23 protein-coding genes are annotated in these 20379 nt (G+C 39.6%); 22 read left to right on the top strand and 1 reads right to left on the bottom strand.

The genetic code is table 11. The features are described from left to right. Positions 1–43 precede the first annotated feature (43 nt). From dnaJ to deoC, 5 genes are all read left to right on the top strand, one after another. Complete coding sequence (dnaJ, locus tag AC0VYO_RS14860) at positions 44–1153, top strand: molecular chaperone DnaJ (protein WP_194219501.1); 1110 nt, start codon at positions 44–46, stop codon at positions 1151–1153. Between the two features lie 98 nt (positions 1154–1251). Further along, a complete protein-coding gene (gene prmA, locus AC0VYO_RS14855) occupies positions 1252–2196 on the top strand; it encodes a 50S ribosomal protein L11 methyltransferase (RefSeq protein WP_475365520.1) in 945 nt (314 codons plus the stop codon). 12 nt (positions 2197–2208) lie between these two features. Then, positions 2209–2961, top strand: coding sequence for a 16S rRNA (uracil(1498)-N(3))-methyltransferase (locus tag AC0VYO_RS14850; protein ID WP_475365519.1), 753 nt, complete (start codon positions 2209–2211; stop codon positions 2959–2961). Between the two features lie 4 nt (positions 2962–2965). Then, on the top strand, positions 2966–4321 hold the full coding sequence (mtaB, locus tag AC0VYO_RS14845; protein WP_194219504.1) for a tRNA (N(6)-L-threonylcarbamoyladenosine(37)-C(2))-methylthiotransferase MtaB: 1356 nt from the start codon (positions 2966–2968) through the stop codon (positions 4319–4321). Positions 4322–4366: 45 nt separating this feature from the next. Continuing rightward, positions 4367–5038, top strand: a complete 672-nt coding sequence (gene deoC / locus AC0VYO_RS14840) for a deoxyribose-phosphate aldolase (RefSeq protein ID WP_475365518.1) — start codon at positions 4367–4369, stop codon at positions 5036–5038. 144 nt (positions 5039–5182) lie between these two features. Here deoC and AC0VYO_RS14835 read toward each other — a convergent pair whose 3' ends face one another. Continuing rightward, positions 5183–6118, bottom strand: a complete 936-nt coding sequence (locus AC0VYO_RS14835) for a Na/Pi symporter (protein ID WP_475365517.1) — start codon at positions 6116–6118, stop codon at positions 5183–5185. A 307-nt stretch (positions 6119–6425) separates the two neighbouring features. Here AC0VYO_RS14835 and rpsU point away from each other — a divergent pair, with 307 nt between their 5' ends. The 17 genes from rpsU to AC0VYO_RS14750 all read left to right on the top strand — a co-directional run bounded on the left by rpsU (position 6426) and on the right by AC0VYO_RS14750 (position 20136). Continuing rightward, positions 6426–6602 carry a 30S ribosomal protein S21 gene (gene rpsU, locus AC0VYO_RS14830; RefSeq protein ID WP_048312787.1) on the top strand — a complete coding sequence of 59 codons (177 nt, stop codon included), beginning with the start codon at positions 6426–6428 and terminating at the stop codon, positions 6600–6602. Between the two features lie 17 nt (positions 6603–6619). Further along, a complete protein-coding gene (locus tag AC0VYO_RS14825; protein WP_194219507.1) occupies positions 6620–7063 on the top strand; it encodes a GatB/YqeY domain-containing protein in 444 nt (147 codons plus the stop codon). A gap of 427 nt (positions 7064–7490) precedes the next feature. Then, positions 7491–8777, top strand: a complete 1287-nt coding sequence (locus AC0VYO_RS14820) for an NfeD family protein (RefSeq protein ID WP_475365516.1) — start codon at positions 7491–7493, stop codon at positions 8775–8777. Positions 8778–8798: 21 nt separating this feature from the next. Then, on the top strand, positions 8799–9788 hold the full coding sequence (floA, locus tag AC0VYO_RS14815; RefSeq protein WP_430244195.1) for a flotillin-like protein FloA: 990 nt from the start codon (positions 8799–8801) through the stop codon (positions 9786–9788). A 35-nt stretch (positions 9789–9823) separates the two neighbouring features. Beyond that, entirely contained in the window at positions 9824–10288 is a 465-nt protein-coding gene (locus tag AC0VYO_RS14810) for a hypothetical protein (RefSeq protein WP_475365515.1), read from the top strand. Positions 10289–10442: 154 nt separating this feature from the next. Continuing rightward, positions 10443–10733 (top strand): sporulation protein YqfC, encoded by a 291-nt coding sequence (gene yqfC / locus AC0VYO_RS14805; protein WP_194219511.1) that lies wholly within the window; start codon positions 10443–10445, stop codon positions 10731–10733. A gap of 46 nt (positions 10734–10779) precedes the next feature. After that, positions 10780–11967, top strand: a complete 1188-nt coding sequence (gene yqfD, locus AC0VYO_RS14800) for a sporulation protein YqfD (RefSeq protein WP_475365514.1) — start codon at positions 10780–10782, stop codon at positions 11965–11967. Positions 11968–11973: 6 nt separating this feature from the next. Next, the gene (locus AC0VYO_RS14795; protein WP_475365513.1) at positions 11974–12936 is read left to right on the top strand and encodes a PhoH family protein; all 963 of its coding nucleotides are present in this window, start codon (positions 11974–11976) and stop codon (positions 12934–12936) included. Positions 12937–13125: 189 nt separating this feature from the next. Continuing rightward, positions 13126–15267 carry an HD family phosphohydrolase gene (locus AC0VYO_RS14790; protein ID WP_475367764.1) on the top strand — a complete coding sequence of 714 codons (2142 nt, stop codon included), beginning with the start codon at positions 13126–13128 and terminating at the stop codon, positions 15265–15267. Continuing rightward, positions 15264–15737 (top strand): rRNA maturation RNase YbeY, encoded by a 474-nt coding sequence (gene ybeY, locus AC0VYO_RS14785; protein ID WP_194219514.1) that lies wholly within the window; start codon positions 15264–15266, stop codon positions 15735–15737. Before AC0VYO_RS14790 ends, ybeY begins: the two co-directional genes overlap by 4 nt. Further along, the gene (locus AC0VYO_RS14780) at positions 15721–16110 is read left to right on the top strand and encodes a diacylglycerol kinase family protein (RefSeq protein WP_194219515.1); all 390 of its coding nucleotides are present in this window, start codon (positions 15721–15723) and stop codon (positions 16108–16110) included. Before ybeY ends, AC0VYO_RS14780 begins: the two co-directional genes overlap by 17 nt. A gap of 12 nt (positions 16111–16122) precedes the next feature. Further along, a complete protein-coding gene (locus AC0VYO_RS14775; protein WP_226614372.1) occupies positions 16123–16521 on the top strand; it encodes a cytidine deaminase in 399 nt (132 codons plus the stop codon). Next, on the top strand, positions 16514–17422 hold the full coding sequence (gene era / locus AC0VYO_RS14770) for a GTPase Era (protein ID WP_430244206.1): 909 nt from the start codon (positions 16514–16516) through the stop codon (positions 17420–17422). The genes AC0VYO_RS14775 and era overlap by 8 nt, the downstream gene beginning before the upstream one ends. Positions 17423–17523: 101 nt before the next feature. After that, complete coding sequence (locus AC0VYO_RS14765; RefSeq protein WP_194219518.1) at positions 17524–17661, top strand: YqzL family protein; 138 nt, start codon at positions 17524–17526, stop codon at positions 17659–17661. Between the two features lie 39 nt (positions 17662–17700). Beyond that, on the top strand, positions 17701–18450 hold the full coding sequence (gene recO, locus AC0VYO_RS14760; RefSeq protein WP_303530562.1) for a DNA repair protein RecO: 750 nt from the start codon (positions 17701–17703) through the stop codon (positions 18448–18450). 205 nt (positions 18451–18655) lie between these two features. Then, positions 18656–19297 (top strand): transcriptional regulator CcpN, encoded by a 642-nt coding sequence (ccpN, locus tag AC0VYO_RS14755; RefSeq protein WP_276511807.1) that lies wholly within the window; start codon positions 18656–18658, stop codon positions 19295–19297. A gap of 14 nt (positions 19298–19311) precedes the next feature. Further along, positions 19312–20136 (top strand): pyruvate, water dikinase regulatory protein, encoded by an 825-nt coding sequence (locus tag AC0VYO_RS14750; protein WP_194219519.1) that lies wholly within the window; start codon positions 19312–19314, stop codon positions 20134–20136. Positions 20137–20379: the final 243 nt, after the last annotated feature.

The following is a 20379-nucleotide window of genomic DNA, read 5'->3' as shown; positions in this document are numbered from 1 at the left end:
TGATATGATAAACGTTATGTGAAGAGAATCGGGAGTGGATACGATGAGTAAACGAGATTATTATGAAGTGCTGGGCGTAAGTAAGGATGCTTCTGATGCCGAGCTGAAAAAAGCTTATCGAAAGCTTGCTAAGCAATATCACCCAGACATCAACCAGGAGCCGGGTGCAGATGAGAAGTTTAAAGAAGTAACGGAAGCTTATGAAGTATTAAGTGACTCTCAGAAAAAAGCTCAGTACGATCAGTTTGGGCACGCAGATCCAAATCAAGGATTTGGTGGCGGAGGAGCTGACTTCGGTGGCTTTGGCGACATTTTTGATATGTTCTTTGGTGGCGGAGGTCGCCGTAATCCAAATGCTCCGAGACAGGGTGCTGACCTTCAGTATTCAATGGAACTAACTTTTGAAGAAGCAGCATTTGGTAAAGAGACGGATATCTTTATTCCAAAAGAAGAAGAATGTTCAACATGTGATGGTTCTGGCGCAAAACCAGGAACTTCACCTGAAACTTGTTCACACTGTGGTGGAGCTGGTCAATTGAATGTAGAGCAAAATACTCCGTTTGGACGAGTAGTTAATCGTCGCGTGTGTCATCATTGTGAAGGTACAGGCAAACTTATTAAAGATAAGTGTAAGACGTGTCGCGGTAAAGGGAAAGTTGAAGTTAAAAAGAAAATTCACGTTAAACTCCCTGCAGGAATCGATGAAGGTCAACAAATCCGCATAACTGGAAAAGGGGAAGCTGGCGTTAACGGTGGACCTCCAGGAGACTTATTTGTAGTTGTTTATGTGAGATCACATGACTTTTACGAACGTAGTGGCGATGATGTGTTATGTCAAATGCCGATCACCTTCTCACAAGCGGGTCTTGGAGATGAAATTGAAGTGCCGACCCTTCATGGTAAAGTGAAGCTTAAAGTGCCAGCTGGTACACAAAGTGGAACTAATTTCCGTCTAAAAGGGAAAGGTATTCAGAACGTACGTGGTTATGGCCAGGGAGATCAACATGTTAAAATTCAAGTGATTACTCCTAAGCACTTAACTGATCGACAAAAAGAGCTTCTACGGGAGTTTAGTGAAATTTCCGGACAGGTACCTGACGAACAGCATGAGAATTTTTTCTCTAAAGTGAAAAAGGCGTTCAAAGGAGAATAAGTAAGGTGAAAGCTGGTAACAGATTGCAGGCTACTACTTCAAGTGGCCTGCCTGTTTCCTTTCCGAAAAAAAGGATCCAAAAGAGGAGTGGGCAATGAATGAAATGGTCTGAGATAAGCATTCATACGACAAACGAAGCAATTGAAGCAGTATCAAACATTCTACATGAAGCAGGTGCCAGTGGGGTAGTCATTGAAGACCCAATGGATCTTGTGAAAGTATGGGATACTACTTTCGGAGAGGTTTATCAGCTCAATCCAGATGATTATCCTGAAGAAGGCGTTATCTTGAAAGCTTACTTGCCTGTCAATAGTTTTCTTGGTGAAACGGTTGAACAAATTAAAGAAGCGATTAATGGACTACTTGTCTATGATATTGATTTAGGACATAACACTGTTCAAATCAGTGAAGTGAATGAGGAAGAATGGGCTACAGCGTGGAAAAAATATTATAAACCTGTCAAAATATCTGAACGAATTACGATTACACCCACATGGGAAGATTACAAGCCTGTCACAACAGATGAAATTATTATTGAGCTTGATCCTGGCATGGCTTTCGGTACAGGAACACATCCGACAACGGTATTGTGTGTTCAAGCGCTTGAAAAAATCATTGTGCCGGGTCAGCGTGTGATTGACGTTGGTACGGGGTCAGGTGTTTTAAGTATCGCGGCTGCTAGTCTTGGGGCTGAACCAGTTGATGCACTTGACCTTGATGAAATAGCTGTTAAAAGCGCTGCGTTAAATACTAAATTAAATAAAGTTCATCACAAAGTTAGTGTTAGTCAAAATAATCTTCTTGAGGGCATTGATGAAACTTACGATGTCATTGTCGCTAATTTACTTTCAGAAATTATTATTCGCTTTACAGACGATGTGGCCCGCGTCCTTAAACCAGGTGGTGCATTTATCACCTCGGGTATTATCTCTGCGAAAAAGCAGGAAGTAAAACAGTCGATCATTGAACAGGGTCTTATCATTGAAGAAACGCTCCAAATGGAAGATTGGGTTGCGTTTATTGCCAGAAAACCCCACGAGTAAGGAGGTAGAACGATGCAACGATATTTCATTTCTGCCTCTCAAGTTCAAGACGGTCACGTTACTATTGAAGGGGAAGATGTGAAGCACATCTCGAAAGTGATGAGAATGACAGAGGGTGACAACATCATATGTTGCACTGAAGACGGTAAATCAGCCCTATGCGAATTAGAAGAAATTAATTCGGACTTAATCAAAGCTGTTCCAATAGAATGGTTGGAAGAACAAAAGAAACTCCCTGTTCATGTTACAATTGTTCAAGGACTGCCTAAAGGAGATAAACTAGAAACAGTCATACAAAAGGGCACAGAACTAGGTGCAGATCAGTTTATCCCTTTTAAAGCTGAGCGTTCTATTGTAAAATGGGATGAGCAAAAAAGCGCTAAAAAGTTGCAAAGGCTAAAAAAAATTGCAAAAGAAGCGGCTGAACAATCCCATCGAACAACCATTCCATTGATTGAAATGCCTCATTCCATTTCATCACTTATTAAAGCAAGTGAGTCTTATGATTATAAATTAATTGCTTATGAAGAGGAAGCGAGAGCAGGAGAAACTGCTGCGCTTGTTCAAACGCTTCACGAGGCAAATGTGAATGACCGAATAATGGTCGTATTTGGACCAGAGGGCGGACTTTCAGATAATGAAGTAGCCAGTTTAATTCAAGCTGGTTTTGCTTCATGTGGACTTGGTCCAAGGATTTTGCGAACAGAAACGGCTGCTATGTACGTGCTGGCAGCAGTTTCTTATCATTTTGAACTAATGAGGTGATTATATGCCTTCAGTTGCTTTCCATACATTAGGCTGTAAAGTAAACCATTACGAAACGGAAGCGATTTGGCAGTTGTTTAAAGATCATGATTATGAACGCGTTGAGTTCGATCATGCATCTGATGTTTATGTTATTAATACGTGCACAGTAACGAATACTGGGGATAAAAAAAGCAGACAGGTTATTCGTCGTGCGATTCGTAAAAATCCTGATGCCGTCATTTGTGTAACAGGTTGTTATGCTCAAACTTCACCTGCAGAAATTATGGCTATTCCTGGAGTGGATGTTGTTGTAGGAACTCAGGATCGCGTTAAAATGCTTGATTACATTGAACAGTATAAGCGCGAACGAGAGCCTGTAAATGGCGTAGGCAATATTATGAAAGCGCGTGTATATGAGGAGCTTGAAGTTCCGGCTTTTACAGATCGCACCCGAGCTTCTCTTAAAATTCAAGAAGGTTGTAACAATTTCTGTACTTTCTGTATAATTCCTTGGGCAAGAGGGCTTCTCAGATCTCGTGAACCGGAAGCGGTCATTTCACAAGCTCAACAGCTTGTTGATGCCGGTTATAAAGAAATCGTTCTAACGGGTATCCATACAGCAGGTTATGGAGAGGATTTGAAAGATTACAACTTTGCTCAGCTTCTTCGTGACCTTGATGCTAAAGTAAAAGGTCTTAAGCGAATTCGGATTTCTTCTATTGAAGCCAGTCAGGTAACTGATGAAGTGATAGAAGTATTGAATCAATCTGAAAAAGTTGTTCCGCATCTTCATATACCGCTTCAATCTGGATCCAATACAGTACTACAGCGAATGAGAAGAAAGTATACAATGGAAATGTTTGGTGAGCGCTTAGAGCGTTTGAAAAAAGCACTTCCAGGATTAGCAATTACGTCCGACGTTATTGTCGGCTTTCCTGGTGAAACAGATGAGGAATTTAAAGAGACATATGACTTTATTGCAAAGCATAAATTCTCAGAACTTCACGTTTTCCCATTTTCAAAGAGAACAGGTACGCCTGCAGCTCGGATGGAAGACCAGGTTGATGATGAAGTTAAGAACAAGCGTGTTCATCATTTAATTGAGCTTTCAAATCAACTTGCGAAAGAGTACGCATCCCATTATGAAGGTGAAGTGCTTGAGGTAATTCCGGAAGAGAAGTACAAGGATGACCCAGAATCAAACTTATTCGTTGGTTATTCAGCGAATTATATGAAAGTAATCTTTGAAGCATCTGAAGAAATGATTGGAAAAATTGTTAAAGTGAAAATCACTAAACCAGGATATCCTTATAATGAAGGTCAATTTGTTCGCGTTATGAACGAGGACGAGCCAACTGCTGCAGTTGCTTCATTTTAAGCTATTAACTTAACCTAACTAAACAGAATTGGAAGGATGACTATCATGAATAAAGAACTAGCAAAAATGATTGATCACACAGCACTAAAACCAGATACTAGCAGAGAGCAGATCGAAAAGCTTTGTGAAGAAGCAAGAGAATTTAACTTTGCTTCAGTTTGCGTTAATCCTACTTGGGTTTCCCTCGCAGCGGAAATGTTGCAAGGTGCTGAAGCTAAAGTTTGTACAGTAATTGGTTTCCCTCTAGGAGCCGTTACAACAGAAACAAAAGCCTTCGAAACAAATGATGCGATTCAAAAGGGTGCTACTGAAGTAGATATGGTTATTAACATTGGTGCACTTAAAGATGGAAATAACGACTTTGTTGAGCAAGATATCAAAGCTGTTGTTGAAGCGGCAAAAGGTAAGGCGCTTGTTAAGGTAATTATTGAGACTTGTCTTCTAACTGATGAAGAAAAAACACGCGCGTGTGAGCTTTCGGTAAAAGCTGGGGCTGACTATGTTAAGACATCAACTGGTTTTTCAACTGGTGGAGCTACAGTTGAAGATATTAAACTAATGAGAAATACAGTTGGGCCGAACATTGGTGTGAAAGCTTCTGGAGGAGTTCGCGACCTAGAAGGTTCTCAAGCAATGATTGATGCAGGAGCTACACGTATTGGAGCTAGTGCTGGAGTCAAAATTGTGCAAGGTGAAACAGCAGATACGGATTATTAATATAACGACCCCATTACTTCTATTAACAGAAGTGATGGGGTTTTTTAGATATTATGAAGGAGAGGGAATATCGTTTTGCTCAGTAGATAATAAGGTGACAGTCAATTGAACTAAGCCTGAGAATTTATGCTGAATTCGCTAGCTTTATATTAAATTGTTTTTTGAGTGTACCCTTTCTATGGATAGTGCTAACAAACCAGTTACAGGTAAAAAGAGTAATGAAGACAAGACGTTAAAGAGGATAGATACGTGAGCAAGTTGAACGTCAGGAAAGGTAGTAAGGGTAGAAGCCATCGTGCCAAAAATCCCTATTAACGGATAGAATATGACTACACCTATTATGTTTATCCAAACGTGAGCATAAGCAGCAAGTTTAGCTTCTGCACTGCTTCCGATACTTGCTATGACCGCTGTGATACAAGTGCCGATATTCGCTCCATAAAGGATGGCAATAGCTGAGGATAGCGAAAGTAAGTCCTGATTAATAAAGCTCATTGTAATTCCAGTTGTTGCTGTACTTGATTGGATGACTGCAGTTAATAATGTCCCAATTCCAATACCATACATAAGGTTTGAATTCGTATGATGGATAACATCTTTAATAAATGATAAAGTCGATAAAGGTTTAGCAAGTGCTTCTAGCCCATGCATAGCAACGAAAATGCAACCTAAGCCGAAGAGAACTGTTCCAATGCTGAAAAGCAGCTGTTTTCTAACTTGAAGCAAGACAAAGCCGCTCAATAATAGCGGTATGACAAGTTGATCGGGATTAAGAGTCATTAATTCAGCTGTAATAGTAGTCCCAATATTCGTGCCAAGAATAATTCCAATTGACTGTCTAAAGGTAAGCAGCTTAGCCGCAATTAAGCTTATTGTAATGACCATCACAGCAGAGCTGCTTTGTAACAGGGCTGTTATAACAGCGCCGGTAATTAGTCCGCGTAAAGGCGTTGAAGCAGCCCTATAAAGCCATGTTTGTAGCCTGGAACTGGAGATTGTATTTAGTCCAACGCGGAGAACAGCCATTCCAAAAAGAAAAATACTAATGAAGACGATGAAAGATGCAATATATTGACTCAATTTAGCACTTCCCCTTTCCATTGAAAGTTTATGGACAGGATCCGTGTTACATGCTCGTTTTTTCTCATTGCTATGGAAAAAGTTTTCATTATAACCACCGCTCATTCAAATAGTTAAATTTTCACTTAGTTGCGGTTTTAAAGCAATTATGTGTGAAAAACAAAAAATCTTTAATAAGACTAATATAAATAAAATATACGAAAGAAATGTTGATAAACAGGACGGGATGTATTATAATTGCAGGTGACATGTCTTTGTTAGAAAGTCATGTGTTATGATTGTCTATGTTTTGGAGGGAGGGATAGAGATGGCGGAAACTCGCGTGCGTAAGAACGAGTCGATCGATGATGCTCTGCGTCGCTTCAAGAGAACGGTTTCTAAAGAAGGCACTATGGCTGAAGTAAAGAAGCGCAAGCACTATGAAAAGCCAAGTGTAAAGCGTAAAAAGAAATCTGAGGCAGCAAGGAAAAAGCGTAAGTTCTAAGAGAGGGTGTTAGGTCAGTGAGTCTAAATGACCGTTTAACAGCAGATATGAAAGTAGCGATGAAGAACAAAGAGAAGAACAAACTATCTGTTATTCGGATGGTGAAATCTTCAATTCAGAATGAGTCCATTAAATTGGGTCATGATCTAACTGAAGAGGAAGAACTTACCGTTCTCACTCGCGAAGTCAAGCAACGTAAAGACTCCCTCCTTGAATTTGAAAAAGCTGGCCGAAGTGATCTTGTGCAGAATCTCGATGAAGAGCTGTCGATTTTATCTGTCTACCTGCCGAAACAACTCTCTGAAGAAGAAGTTGACCAGATTGTTCAGAAAGTTATTTCTGAAACTGGCGCGTCTTCAAAGAAAGATATGGGTATGGTAATGGGTGCGCTAATGCCTCGAGTAAAAGGCAAAGCGGACGGCGGACTTGTTAATCGTCTTGTACAAAAAAACTTATCATAAAGTGATGCTGTCACTTTAGAAGATTATCTGTTTTCTAAAGATGACTAGTTGAAACAATCAGACCTTAAGGCGTGACTGGGTGTTCACTTCCCTGTTAAAGAGAAGAAGAACTTAGTTATGCATTAAGTGTTGGATAAATATGATCAAGCGCAAACACGCCCTGTACGAACAGGGCGTGTTTTTTTTATCAACGCTCGCTCATACATACGATACAAGTGAAAAGGAAAAATAGTTATGTTATATTTCAAAGAATTTTGATCCATATGCCATTTCAAACTAGTATTTTCTAAATCCTTTTGTCATACTAAAGATATTCTTCTACATAAAATTGAAACTTCATGATGATCTCATTCGTATACTTAGGAAGTTGGAGGGAGGGATTACTATCGGAAAAAACATAGTCAGGTTTTTAGTGTGTATTTGCTTCATGATGATGGTTTTTCTTCCGTTCTTTGGGGAGTTAGTTTTGGGTGAAGGCGAAGGAGATCTCGTTACATTTATACCTGTGGAGCAGGAAGTGGAGCGGGGGTTGGAAGCATTTCTAAAACGGTCGATCCAGGATGCGGAGGACCAGGGAGCTGATCACATTGTGTTAGAAATTAACACGCCTGGAGGGGCTGTGAATGCGGCTGATAATATTGCCAAGATTATGAAAGCATCAGATGTTCCGATTACAGCATATGTTACCAATCGAGCACTTTCAGCTGGTGCTTATATTGCTTTAAATGCGGATCAGATTATTATGGAACCAGGAGCACTTATGGGATCGGCTGCTATCATTGATCAATCTGGCAATACGGCAGGAAAGAAAGCAGAGTCTTTCTGGCATGCGGCTATGAAGTCGGCCGCAGAACTTAATGACCGAGACCCAAAGTATGCGCTAGCAATGGCTGATCCTGATGTAGATCTTCCGGATTATAACGCACCTAAAGGTGAGCTTTTAACGCTTAACGATCAGGAAGCTGTGAAAGTTGGATATGCCGAAGGGACTGCAGAAGATCGCACAGAACTACTAAGCGTTCTAAATCTTAAGGATGCCGAAGTAAGTGATGCTGAAGTTAGTATTGCAGAGAGAATTGCACGTTTTGTTACAAATCCTATCATTATTCCCATCTTATTATCTATAGGGAGTTTGGGACTTGTATTGGAACTATATTCACCTGGATTTGGAGTACCGGGATTTATGGGAGCGGGTGCTCTTCTACTGTTCTTCTTTGGTCATATGATTGCTGGTTTTGCTGGATGGGAATCTCTTCTTCTATTGATTGTCGGAGTTGTGCTGATCATCGTCGAGATATTCATTCCTGGCTTTGGGATATTCGGCGTTCTTGGGGCGGTAGGTGTTGTAGCAAGTATTGTTCTTGCTTCAGGACAATCGATGCAATACGTTTTAATTGCGGTCCTTATTGCCGTTGCCGTTACAATTGGTGGTTCTTATCTGTTCATTCGGCTATTCGGCTATCGTGGCTTCTTCAAAAAAATCGTTCTTTCTGATTCAACGAAGTCAGAATTTGGGTATGTCTCAAATGCTACTCGGGAAGAACTGCTTGGAATGGAAGGTGTAGCGGTGACTCCGCTTAGACCATCGGGCATAGCGGAGTTTGGAGACGAACGTCTGGACGTTGTAACGGAGGGGAGTTTCTTAACAGCTGGGACAGCAGTAAAGGTTGTAAAAACAAATGGATCTAGAGTCATTGTAAGAGAAAATAAATAGTTTAAATCAGGGAGGAAAATTATGGATACTGGAACGTTAGGTTTATTAGTTATAGTAGGGTTAGTTATTATTGGTTTAGCGATTCTTTTCACGTTTGTACCTGTTATGTTGTGGATTTCAGCATTAGCAGCTGGTGTGCGAGTTAGTATTTTCAATCTTGTGGGGATGAGATTACGTCGAGTTATCCCATCACGCGTTATTAATCCGTTAATTAAAGCTGTAAAAGCGGGACTTGAGTTAAGTACAAATCAATTAGAAAGCCACTACCTTGCTGGTGGTAACGTTGACCGTGTTGTTAATGCGTTAATTGCAGCGCACCGCGCGAATATAGAACTGAGCTTTGAACGAGGAGCTGCGATTGATCTTGCGGGTAGAGATGTATTAGAAGCTGTGCAAATGAGTGTTAACCCGAAAGTGATTGAAACCCCTTTTATCGCAGGTGTTGCGATGGACGGAATTGAAGTAAAAGCAAAAGCAAGAATTACAGTGCGTGCTAACATTGACCGCCTTGTAGGTGGAGCTGGTGAAGATACTGTTATTGCTCGAGTAGGCGAAGGTATTGTTAGTACAATTGGTTCTTCTCAAAATCATAAGAAGGTACTTGAGAACCCAGATATGATTTCTCATACGGTTCTTTCCAAAGGGTTAGATGCAGGTACGGCATTTGAGATTCTCTCGATCGATATTGCTGACATTGATATCGGTAAAAACATCGGTGCGGTTCTACAAACGGATCAAGCTGAAGCAGATAAAAATATTGCACAAGCGAAAGCTGAAGAGCGTCGTGCGATGGCTGTTGCCCAAGAGCAAGAAATGCGCGCTCGCGTAGAGGAAATGCGTGCTAAAGTTGTTGAAGCAGAGGCTGAGGTACCGATGGCAATGGCTGAAGCCCTAAGAGCTGGTAATATTGGAGTAATGGACTATATGAATTTAAAGAACATTGAAGCAGATACAGATATGCGTGACATGATCGGGAAACCGAATCAGGAAGAAGATGAGGATGATCGCTAAACTGTTTCCTAAGTCCTGTGGTGGAGGTGATCTTGTTGGATAATCTGATTGAACTGCTTCTAAATAATTTTGTTTTTGTGTTGGTCGCTATTGGGGGAATTATTAGTTTCCTTAAGCGAATGGGCAGTGAGGAAGAAAAACAGAAATCGAAGCCCACTGCTAACAATCGCCAGCAATCACAAAGACGGAGAGAGCAGGGAAATACCGCCTCAGGCCGTTCAGAGTCTAATGGGATAGGGGAAGAGGAAACTCCTCAAACTGAGACTGTCAGTGCTTATCAAGAAGCTCTAGGACGGATGGCGAAGCGGGAGAATCGATATTCAGAGAACGATATTAAAGTTCAAAAGAATGTGAAGCAAACTTCTTATAAGAATGATAAGAATCTTTCGATAAATAAGAAGAATGTAAGGGATGGTATAATCTGGTCGGAAATCCTTGGGCCGCCGCGCTCAAGAAAACCGCATCCCTCGATGATAAGCATGAAACAGATGAAGAAATAAAATGTTCAAAAGACGCCGATTGGCGTCTTTTTTTGTTGGAGCGCGATCATTCATTTTAAGTTTGCATAAGATGAGAACAGGATTTTTAATCAAATGTAAGTGGGATAGTTTTGCGATTCTTTTCATAAAGATGAAGGGAGAGGGGGGAGCATCCATGGCAAAGTGGAAGCATGGTCTAAAAAGCTGGTTAACCCGAAGGTTAGAGCTTCCTGCAGATGCAGTCATGGATTTACCACGAATAACCATGGTAGGGCAGCTGCATATCTACATAGAGAATCATCAAGGTGTTTTAAAATTCTCTAATGAAGAAGTTCGCCTCCTTCTTAAGAATGGCCAATTGTTGATTAAAGGAAAAGATTTTATGCTTAAGACAATTCTTCCAGAAGAGATACTTCTTGAGGGTAAAATTGAACATGTTTCTTACCTTGATCGACCTAATAACTGATCAGAAGCCTTATGATATCCTCAGGCTGACTATACAGGAGGCTGCTATGAAGGAATACTTACGAGAACTTTTTTCAGGATTTGTTCGAATTAAAGTAGTGGGTTCTTATTCAGAACTCTTTATTAATCGGTGTATTGAGTACAACATACCAATTTGGGATATTGTTCGTTTGGATAAAGATACTATTATTCTTTCGCTCTATACTTCTGATGTAAAGAGAATTAGGCCGCACTTAAAGAGGACAAGGTGTAGAATTCGAATTCATGAAAGAAAAGGTTTTCCATTTGTAATTAAAAGGATCGTATATTCTAGAGGCTTTCTCAGTGGAGTAATTGGATGTTTAGTATTGATATTCATTTTATCAAACATGGTTTGGTCTATTACAGTAAATGGTGCTACACCTGAAGTGGAGCATAAACTAAAGCAGGCAGCAGTCGAGCTAGGAGTAAAGAAGGGTAAATTTATCTTTCAATTGCCTTCTAATCAAGAGCTTCAGCGCGAGATTACAGAGAGTTTAGAAGAAATTACGTGGGTTGGTGTTAAGCAAAGCGGGACTACCTATCATTTCGAAGTTGTGCAAAAACAGCTTCCTGAAAAAGAACCTGCGCTAAGTCCTAGGCATATCGTTGCGAATAAGAAAGCGATCATTACAAAAATGTATGTTGAGGAAGGTCAGGCGCAGGTAGAGGAAAACACATATGTCAAACCGGGTCAATTGCTTATTTCAGGCTTTATTGGAAAAGAAGATAAGAGTGAACTTGTTCCTGCAAGAGGCGAAGTTTATGGAAAGACGTGGTATGTAACTAATGTTTCCATTCCACTTGAATCTACTTTTCAAACAAACACAGGAGAATCAGAAACGAAATACGCGATTGGATTGTTTGGCTTACGCATCCCAATATGGGGCTTCTCTAAACCAGATTTTGAACACTACGAAGAGCTCAAAAGAGAGACTGATTTTCATTTTTTGAAGTGGGAAATCCCGATAGCTTTTCAAACGACAGAGGTGCTGGCAACAAAGGAAGTGACAAGAAAATACACAGAAAAAGAAGCACTGAATGCGGCGCGTAGTGTTAGTCGGGAGGACATCCTAAATAAAACCTCCAAAGAAGCTGAAATTAAAGAGGAAAAGATTTTGCACCATGAGGTAGAGAATGGTAAAGTAAACGTAAAGATACACTATGAAGTAATAGAAGAGATCGGGAAAGACATACCGATTATTCAAGGAGATTGATGGCTATTGGCAGAATCTTATGTTGAACTTACATTGCAGTTAGAAAATTCTAATGAAGCTCAAAGCTTATTTGGTCCTGGCGATGAGCATTTAAAGATAATTGAGGAATCACTTGAAGTTTCACTTGTTACTCGTGGAGAAGGCATATCCGTAAAAGGTAATGAAGAAACCATCGCCATGGTAAAGGAAGTTGTCCACACGCTTCACACCCTTATAAAACGCGGAGCAAGTATCTCAGGGAGAGATGTCGTTTATGCTTGTCAACTTGTTCAACAGGGAATGCTAGATCAGCTTCTTGAACTTTACCAAGAAGAAATCACAACGAACGCTAAAGGGAAACCGATTAAAGTTAAGACGCTGGGACAGCGTCATTACGTTTCGGCTATGAAGAAAACCGATCTGGTATTTGGGATTGGGCCAGCTGGAACTGGCAAGACGTATCTTGCTGTTGTAATGGCGGTAACAGCTCTCAAGTACAACCAGGTGAAGAAAATTGTGCTAACTCGCCCAGCAGTTGAAGCTGGAGAGAGTCTTGGGTTTTTACCAGGGGATTTGAAGGAAAAGGTGGACCCATACTTACGTCCATTGTACGATGCGCTTCATGATGTACTTGGTGTTGAACAAACGACGCGCTTAATTGAACGTGGCACGATCGAAATTGCTCCACTTGCCTATATGAGAGGTCGGACGCTTGACGATAGCTACGTTATCTTAGATGAAGCACAAAATACAACTTCTCAGCAAATGAAAATGTTCTTAACACGATTAGGATTTGGTTCTAAAATGGTTATCACTGGAGATATAACGCAAATTGACCTTCCGAAAGGTAAAGAATCAGGCCTTGCTGCTGCCGAAAAAATCCTTAAGAGAGTAAAAGACGTTTCATTTATTTACTTACAGCAAACGGATGTGGTCCGGCACCCATTAGTTCAACGAATTATTGACGCATACGAGCATGAAACGAAATAAGCTTTCAAAGGCCCGTGAAAAACGGGTCTTTTTTTAGCCTTTAAGAATTCAACAAGATACCTTTATCTTTTATGTTTTCATCAAGTTGAACTGCTAGCAATCAGTTTAACTTATTGTGAGATTCCGCTCCATTTATTAGGGAATTCTGATAAAATATGAAGAAGAGTAGTAGAGGCCAGAACTTATGAGGTGAAGGAAGCTATGGTTGCGAAGATTAAACGTCTGTTTCAGGATAATCTCCGTAATATTGAACGAATTAAAATGGTGAAATGGTCTCTTTATGGCCTAGTTGCTCTCATCATGTATTTAACGATGCTTTCAAATGTCATTCCTGAATCATTGGACGTTTCTCTTTATTCAAGAGCAGATCATGATATAGCTTCGCCTATTACGATCGAAAATAAAACAGCCACAGAAGATGAACGATCGAAAGCAGCTCAAATCGACGCAAAATATGTTTACAGAGATGAAGTTTCTCAGTCACAGGTCGATCAATTAAATGATTTGTTTTCAGGTATTGAAAAGGTTAAAAAAAATGATAGTGATGACGCTGAAACGACAGAAGAGAAAATAACAGAACTTGAATCTTTGCTATCTGTGTCGATGTCAGCAGAACTTTCAAACGAAACTCTCGTGCCGCTTCTTGAAGCGGAATTGTCTCAAATTAGCTTAATTAAAGAGCTGACACTATCTGAAGTAATGGAAGTCATGACTGATAGAGTGTCTATTGATAATTTAGAGCAATCTAAAACGGATGTGGAAGATCGGTTATCCCTTACTTCTCTACCTACTGAGCAGAAAAAAGCAATGATAACAGTAGCACAGCAGAGTATTGTGCCTAATTATTTTCTAGATCCAGAACAAACCGAACAAAGTCGTCAAGAAGCAATAGAAGCAGTTCAGCCGGTTATGATTCGTGAAGGCCAAATTATCGTTGAAGAAGGAGCGATGATTAATAGAGAAGTGATGGAGCAATTAAGACTAGCTGGTCTTCTTGATGAGGGGTTTGATGCAGTTCCTTATATCGGCCTTGCATTGCTAGTTGTCCTTCTTACTGGTTATTTGTATTACTTCTTTCAGGATGTAAATTCAAGAGTCCGCTCAGCCAATACAAATTTATTGATTCTCGTTCTCATTTATCTCAGCACACTGCTTGTTCTGAAACTATCAAGCTTGATGCAGGGAATTGAATTGCCGGGTATTGCTTATATTGTTCCTGTAGCGGTAGGTTCTATGCTCATCAAAATGCTCTTTAATGAACAATTAGCCATTGCATCAAGCTTCCTCTTTGGAGTATGTGCTGGCGTGTTTTTCAACGGAGAAATAACGGGACCAATGAATGCGTCACTTGCTTTCTATGTATTGATGAGTTCTTTATCGGGAGTCTTTTTCCTCGGTAAAAGAAATCATCGATCCAACATATTGAAAGCAGGATTACTAGTATCCTTAATAAACATCGTTTCAGTGGCTATATTATTAATGTTAAAGAACGGACAATACAGTGGTATCGAATTAAGCTACCATTTCTTGTTTGCATTTGTATCAGGTTTTCTTTCATCTATGTTAACACTGGGACTTATGCCTTTCTTTGAAGCAGGTTTTAGGATCATCTCGACTACAAGATTAATCGAATTATCTAATCCAAACCATCCACTTCTGAGAAAAATTCTTGTTGAAACACCGGGAACATATCACCATAGTGTAATGGTTGCTAACTTATCGGAGGCAGCATGTGAATCGATTGGAGCCAACGGTTTACTAGCAAGGGTGGGAGCCTATTACCACGACATTGGTAAAACAAAACGCCCCCACTTTTTCATTGAAAATCAAATGAATATGGAAAATCCGCATGATAAAATTTCTCCATATTTAAGTAAAACAATTATCGTTTCTCATGCCACTGACGGGGCGGAGATGCTCAGGAAGCATCGATTGCCAAAAGAAATTGTGGATATAGCTGAACAACATCACGGAACGACACTGCTGAAGTTCTTTTATTACAAAGCAAGTGAACAATCTGATCAGCAGGTGTCTGAAGCTGAATTCCGCTATCCTGGACCAAGAGCTCAAACGAAGGAAGCCGCTGTTGTTGGAATTGCAGACTGTATCGAAGCGGCAGTGAGGTCGATGAACAAACCAAACCCTGATACCATAGAATCGCTCGTAAGAAAAATTATTACTGAAAGACTTGAAGATGGACAGTTTGACGAATGTGATTTATCTCTCAGAGAGCTCGACATTGTTGCAAAAACAATATTAGAAACATTAAATGGTATTTTTCATAGTCGAATTGAATATCCAACAGAATTAAAAAAGAAGGTGACTTCATGAATTTAACGATAGACTTTGTTGATGAGACGAACTCAATTAAAAAAGAGCAGCTTGAGATGCTCGAGAATTTATTAAACCATGCTGCAAAGGAAGAAGAGGTTAGACCGGGAAGTGAAGTGTCGGTTATGTTTGTGGATAATGAACGTATTACCGAGATCAATCGCGAATATCGTGGGAAAGATCAACCGACAGATGTCATTTCCTTCGCACTTGATGATGAGGAAGAGGGAGAAGAACCGCTTATTATTGGTGAAGAACTACCGCATTTACTCGGAGAAATTGTTATTTCCGTTCCAAAAATAGAGGATCAAGCTACTGAATATGGACATAGTTTTGAGCGGGAGCTTGGCTTTTTAAGTGTTCATGGTTTTCTTCATTTACTTGGTTATGATCATATGACCGAGGAAGATGAGAAAGAAATGTTCGGAAAACAAAAAGTGCTGTTAGAACAATATGGCCTCACGAGATAATCGGTCTAGGTTGTTACGGTTTTTACGTAGCTTTCTATATGCTTCACAAGGCTTTCGTTATTTAGTGAAAAATGAACAAAATTTTCTATTTCATCTTATTGCAGGTAGTTTCGTTCTGATAGCGGGGCTAATTCTTGAGCTATCTGTGATAAAGATGAGCATTTTATTAACTGTAATCGGTATCATGTTAAGCTTAGAAGCGTTAAATACAGGGATTGAGAGGTCGATTGACTTAATTACCGAAAAAGAACATCCTATAGCGAAAGTGGCAAAAGATGTTTCAGCCGCTGCAGTCTTTCTTTTTGCGGTCATTTCAGTTATAATCGGTATCCTTCTCTTTTTCGAACCGATTGTTCACTTGTTTCAGTCATAAGGAGGAATAGTAATGGATAAGCAAATGTTGATTGATGAAGCTAAAAAGGCAAGAGAAATGGCTTACGTTCCCTATTCAAAATTTAAAGTAGGTGCGGCTCTTCTTTCTGAAGATGGCACAGTATTTGGTGGATGTAACATTGAGAACGCTGCATACAGCATGTGTAATTGTGCGGAGCGTACAGCCCTTTTTAAAGCCTACTCAGAAGGTCATAAAGCATATAAAGCGATTGCAGTAGTTGCAGATACTAAAAGGCCAGTCCCACCATGTGGTGCGTGTAGACAGGTGATATCTGAACTTTGTTCTCCAGATATGCAAGTTATCTTAACAAACTTAGATGGAAAAATACATGAATTAACCGTCAGCGAATTGCTTCCTGGCGCATTTTCACCGGAGGATTTGAATGAGTAAAGAAGTATTTAAGTCAGGATTTGTATCAATTGTTGGTAGACCAAATGTAGGGAAATCTACTTTGTTAAACGAAGTGATTGGCCAAAAAATTGCGATTATGAGTGACAAAGCTCAAACAACGCGCAACAAAGTTCAAGGCGTTTATACGAGAGATGATGCACAAGTTGTCTTTATCGATACGCCAGGGATTCATAAGCCAAAACATAAACTAGGCGACTTTATGATTAAAATGGCTCAAAGTTCATTAAATGAAGTCGATTTAATATTGTTCGTTATTAATGCTGAAGAAGGTTACGGAGCTGGGGATCAGTATATTATTGATCGCTTGCAGAATGTAGAAAGTCCAGTCTTCCTAGTCATAAATAAAATCGATCAAGTCCACCCTGATCAATTGTTCCCCATGATTAATTTTTATAAAGATAAATATTCATTTGCCGAAATCGTTCCGATTTCTGCTTTGCAAGGAAATAATGTGAATACACTTTTAGAGCAGGTAGTTGGCTATCTTGAAGAAGGGCCCCAATATTACCCAAGTGATCATGTGACCGATCACCCTGAACGATTTATTGTGGCAGAGCTTGTAAGGGAAAAGGTTCTTCATTTGACAAGAGAAGAAATCCCTCACTCAGTTACAGTTGTCACAGAACAAATGATCAAACGTGAAGGTTCTGATGTCATTGATATTCATGTTACAGTCGTCGTAGAACGCTCTTCTCAAAAAGGCATTATCATCGGGAAACAGGGGAAAATGCTAAAAGAAGTAGGAAAGCGAGCAAGGCAAGATATTGAAGCCCTTCTTGGTTCGCGTGTATTTATGGAGATCTGGGTGAAGGTAGTAAAAGATTGGCGAAACAAACCATCATCATTACGTGATTATGGTTACCGGGAAGATGACTATTAAGTGAAATTTTGTTAAATATTCCATCACATAAACCGACATATGTCAGGTCAAGCTAGAGGTAAGAGAAAAACTTTTTTACAAAATGAAAGGTGGGATCTAAAGTGTTAGAGTTTACCTGGAAAATATTTTGTGAAACAGGAAACATTGATACTTATCTTCTTTTGAAGGAAATGGAAACACCGAGCGATGAAGAGGGAGAATCTCTTATCGATTTGGAAGAAGTAACTCGCCTCACTTGACCTTATGGAATGTTAACAGGAAACGGTTGGTGAATGTTCTTGTTAAAAAAGGTTGAAGGAATTGTGATTCGAACCGTAGACTATGGTGAAACAAATAAAATACTAACACTTTTTACAAGAGAGACGGGTAAGGTTGGCGTTATGGCAAGAGGCGCAAAAAAACCTAAAAGCCGTCTTTCTGCTGTTTCTCAACTTTTTGTATATGGTCAGTATCTTTACCAGCATACATCCGGTCTTGGGGGACTGAATCAGGGAGAAATCATTGATTCATTTCGTTCCATTCGCAATGATCTTTTTCTTACCTCATATGCTGCTTATGCGGCAGAGCTTGTTGACAAATTAACAGAGGAACGAAAGCCTAACCCCTATTTATTTGAGATGCTCTATCAGGTGCTGCACGCGTTAGATGAAGAAAAAGACCCTGAAGTAGTGGTGTTTATATTTGAATTAAAAATGCTACGTGTTGCTGGAATAACCCCTCAACTGGATCGTTGTGCGAACTGCGGCCTTCCTGAAGGGAAATTCCACTTTTCAATTAATGAAGGTGGGTTGCTATGTCACCGTTGTCTTTCAGTCGATCCTTATCATCTTCCAATGACAAAACGAACGGCAGAGCTTCTTCACCTGTTTGCCCACATTGATCTCGGAAGATTAGGAAATATTTCACTTAAAGATGAAACTAAAAAAGAGATTAGGCACATTCTTAATTTGTATTTTGACGCTTATTCGGGCCTTTACCTAAAGTCAAAACGATTTTTGGATCAGTTAGACAAATTCAAACTGGAGTAAAAAGTCTGCGGAGAGAGAATCCGGAGGCTTTTTATTTTCAATAGAGCTAAATCAACGATATTCCATCATATAGCTTTTATTTACTTCACAATATCACTTAAAAAGTTTTTATGGCTTGATTTTTTCAAATACAGGCTCGATGCTTTCGTTCAAATGGTATAATCGTATATAATAATGAAAATACAGTATAACATTTTTAGTAGAGGTGGTGATTCTTATCCAACTGAATAATCGACAGGAAACAATCCTTCAGATCGTAAAAAACGAAGGACCTATTACAGGCGAGCATATTGCTGAAAAGCTTAGTTTGACTCGCGCAACGCTTAGACCTGATCTTGCTATCCTTACAATGGCAGGTTATCTTGATGCACGGCCAAGAGTTGGGTATTTTTATACAGGGAAAACAGGCTCACAACTTCTTACTGAGAAAATAAGAAAAATTAAAGTTGACGATTATAAGTCTATACCAGTAGTTGTCCAAGAGAACGCAAGCGTATATGATGCGATTTGCTCGATGTTTCTTGAGGATGTAGGTACGCTGTTTGTGGTAAATGAAATGGCTCATTTAGTCGGTGTTTTATCAAGAAAAGACCTATTAAGAGCTGCGCTCGGTAAGCAAGATCTTGGTAGTATTCCAGTAACAATTATTATGACAAGAATGCCCAATATTACTGTTTGCTCACGAGAAGATCTTTTAATTGAAGTGGCAAATCAGCTAATCGAAAAGCAGATAGATGCCTTACCGATTGTAAAAGATGTAGAGAACGGCATAGAGGTTATCGGAAGAATTACGAAAACAAATATTACCAGAGCTCTTGTAGATCTGGCTAAGGATGAAATTATTTAGCTTAGGAGGTTTATATGACAAATACAACAAATCGTGCAATTGTGTATGTTATTTCAGACTCGGTTGGTGAAACGGCGGAGCTTGTCGTAAAGGCGGCAGCAAGTCAGTTTGACCCTACCGATTTCGATGTTAGAAGAGTTCCTTATGTAGAGGATACGGCTACAATACATGAAGTGATGACACTTGCAAAAGAAACGAAAGCGATCGTAGCGTTTACCCTAGTGGTGCCTGAATTAAGAAAATTTCTTCTTGATGTCGCCTCAAAAGAAAATATTCAGGCTGTTGATATTATTGGTCCTATGATTGATCATATGCAAGAAGTTATTGGTAAAGCTCCCCGCAATGAGCCTGGACTCGTACATAAACTCGATGAAGATTATTTTCGTCGAGTAGAAGCAATTGAGTTTGCTGTTAAATATGATGATGGGAGAGACCCACGAGGAATTGCACTAGCAGATATTGTTCTTGTGGGAGTTTCAAGAACATCGAAAACACCGCTATCTCAATACTTAGCTCATAAAAGGTTGAAGGTGGCTAATGTGCCGATTGTTCCTGAGGTGGACCCACCTGAAGAACTATTTACTGTTGGTGAAGGTAAATGCTATGCCCTTAAAATAAGCCCCGAGAAATTAAACAATATACGCAAAGAAAGGCTAATTGCTCTTGGATTAAATGCCGAAGCGAGCTATGCAAATATGACAAGAATAAAAGATGAGCTTGAATATTTTGATACGATTATTAATAAGATGAATTGTCAGGTGATCGATGTTTCTAATCGTGCTGTTGAAGAAACAGCTAATTTAATTCTTAGCTTACATAAAGGGAAGCATACTTCTTAAAAATAGCTTGGATAGAATGATTGGTTTCATCTACATTTTCACCAAAAGCTATTTGATCTAATTTTATTGATATCTCGCCTTTTAGCTATGCTGAAAACTTAACCAGTGATGAACAAACATGAAGATAGCTTGAAAATCAATGAATCACACCATCATCGGATTGAATCTGGTCACGATGATGGCGTTTTTTTATCGTTTTTACCTGTTCAATTTAATATTTTTAGTATATAATCAAATATTGTC

The organism is Anaerobacillus sp. 63XJN7_4_ISO-PGPR-S23-413 (assembly GCF_056173725.1).
Note: the sequence above shows the minus strand (reverse complement) of the source record. Positions and strands in the feature narration are given on the sequence as shown.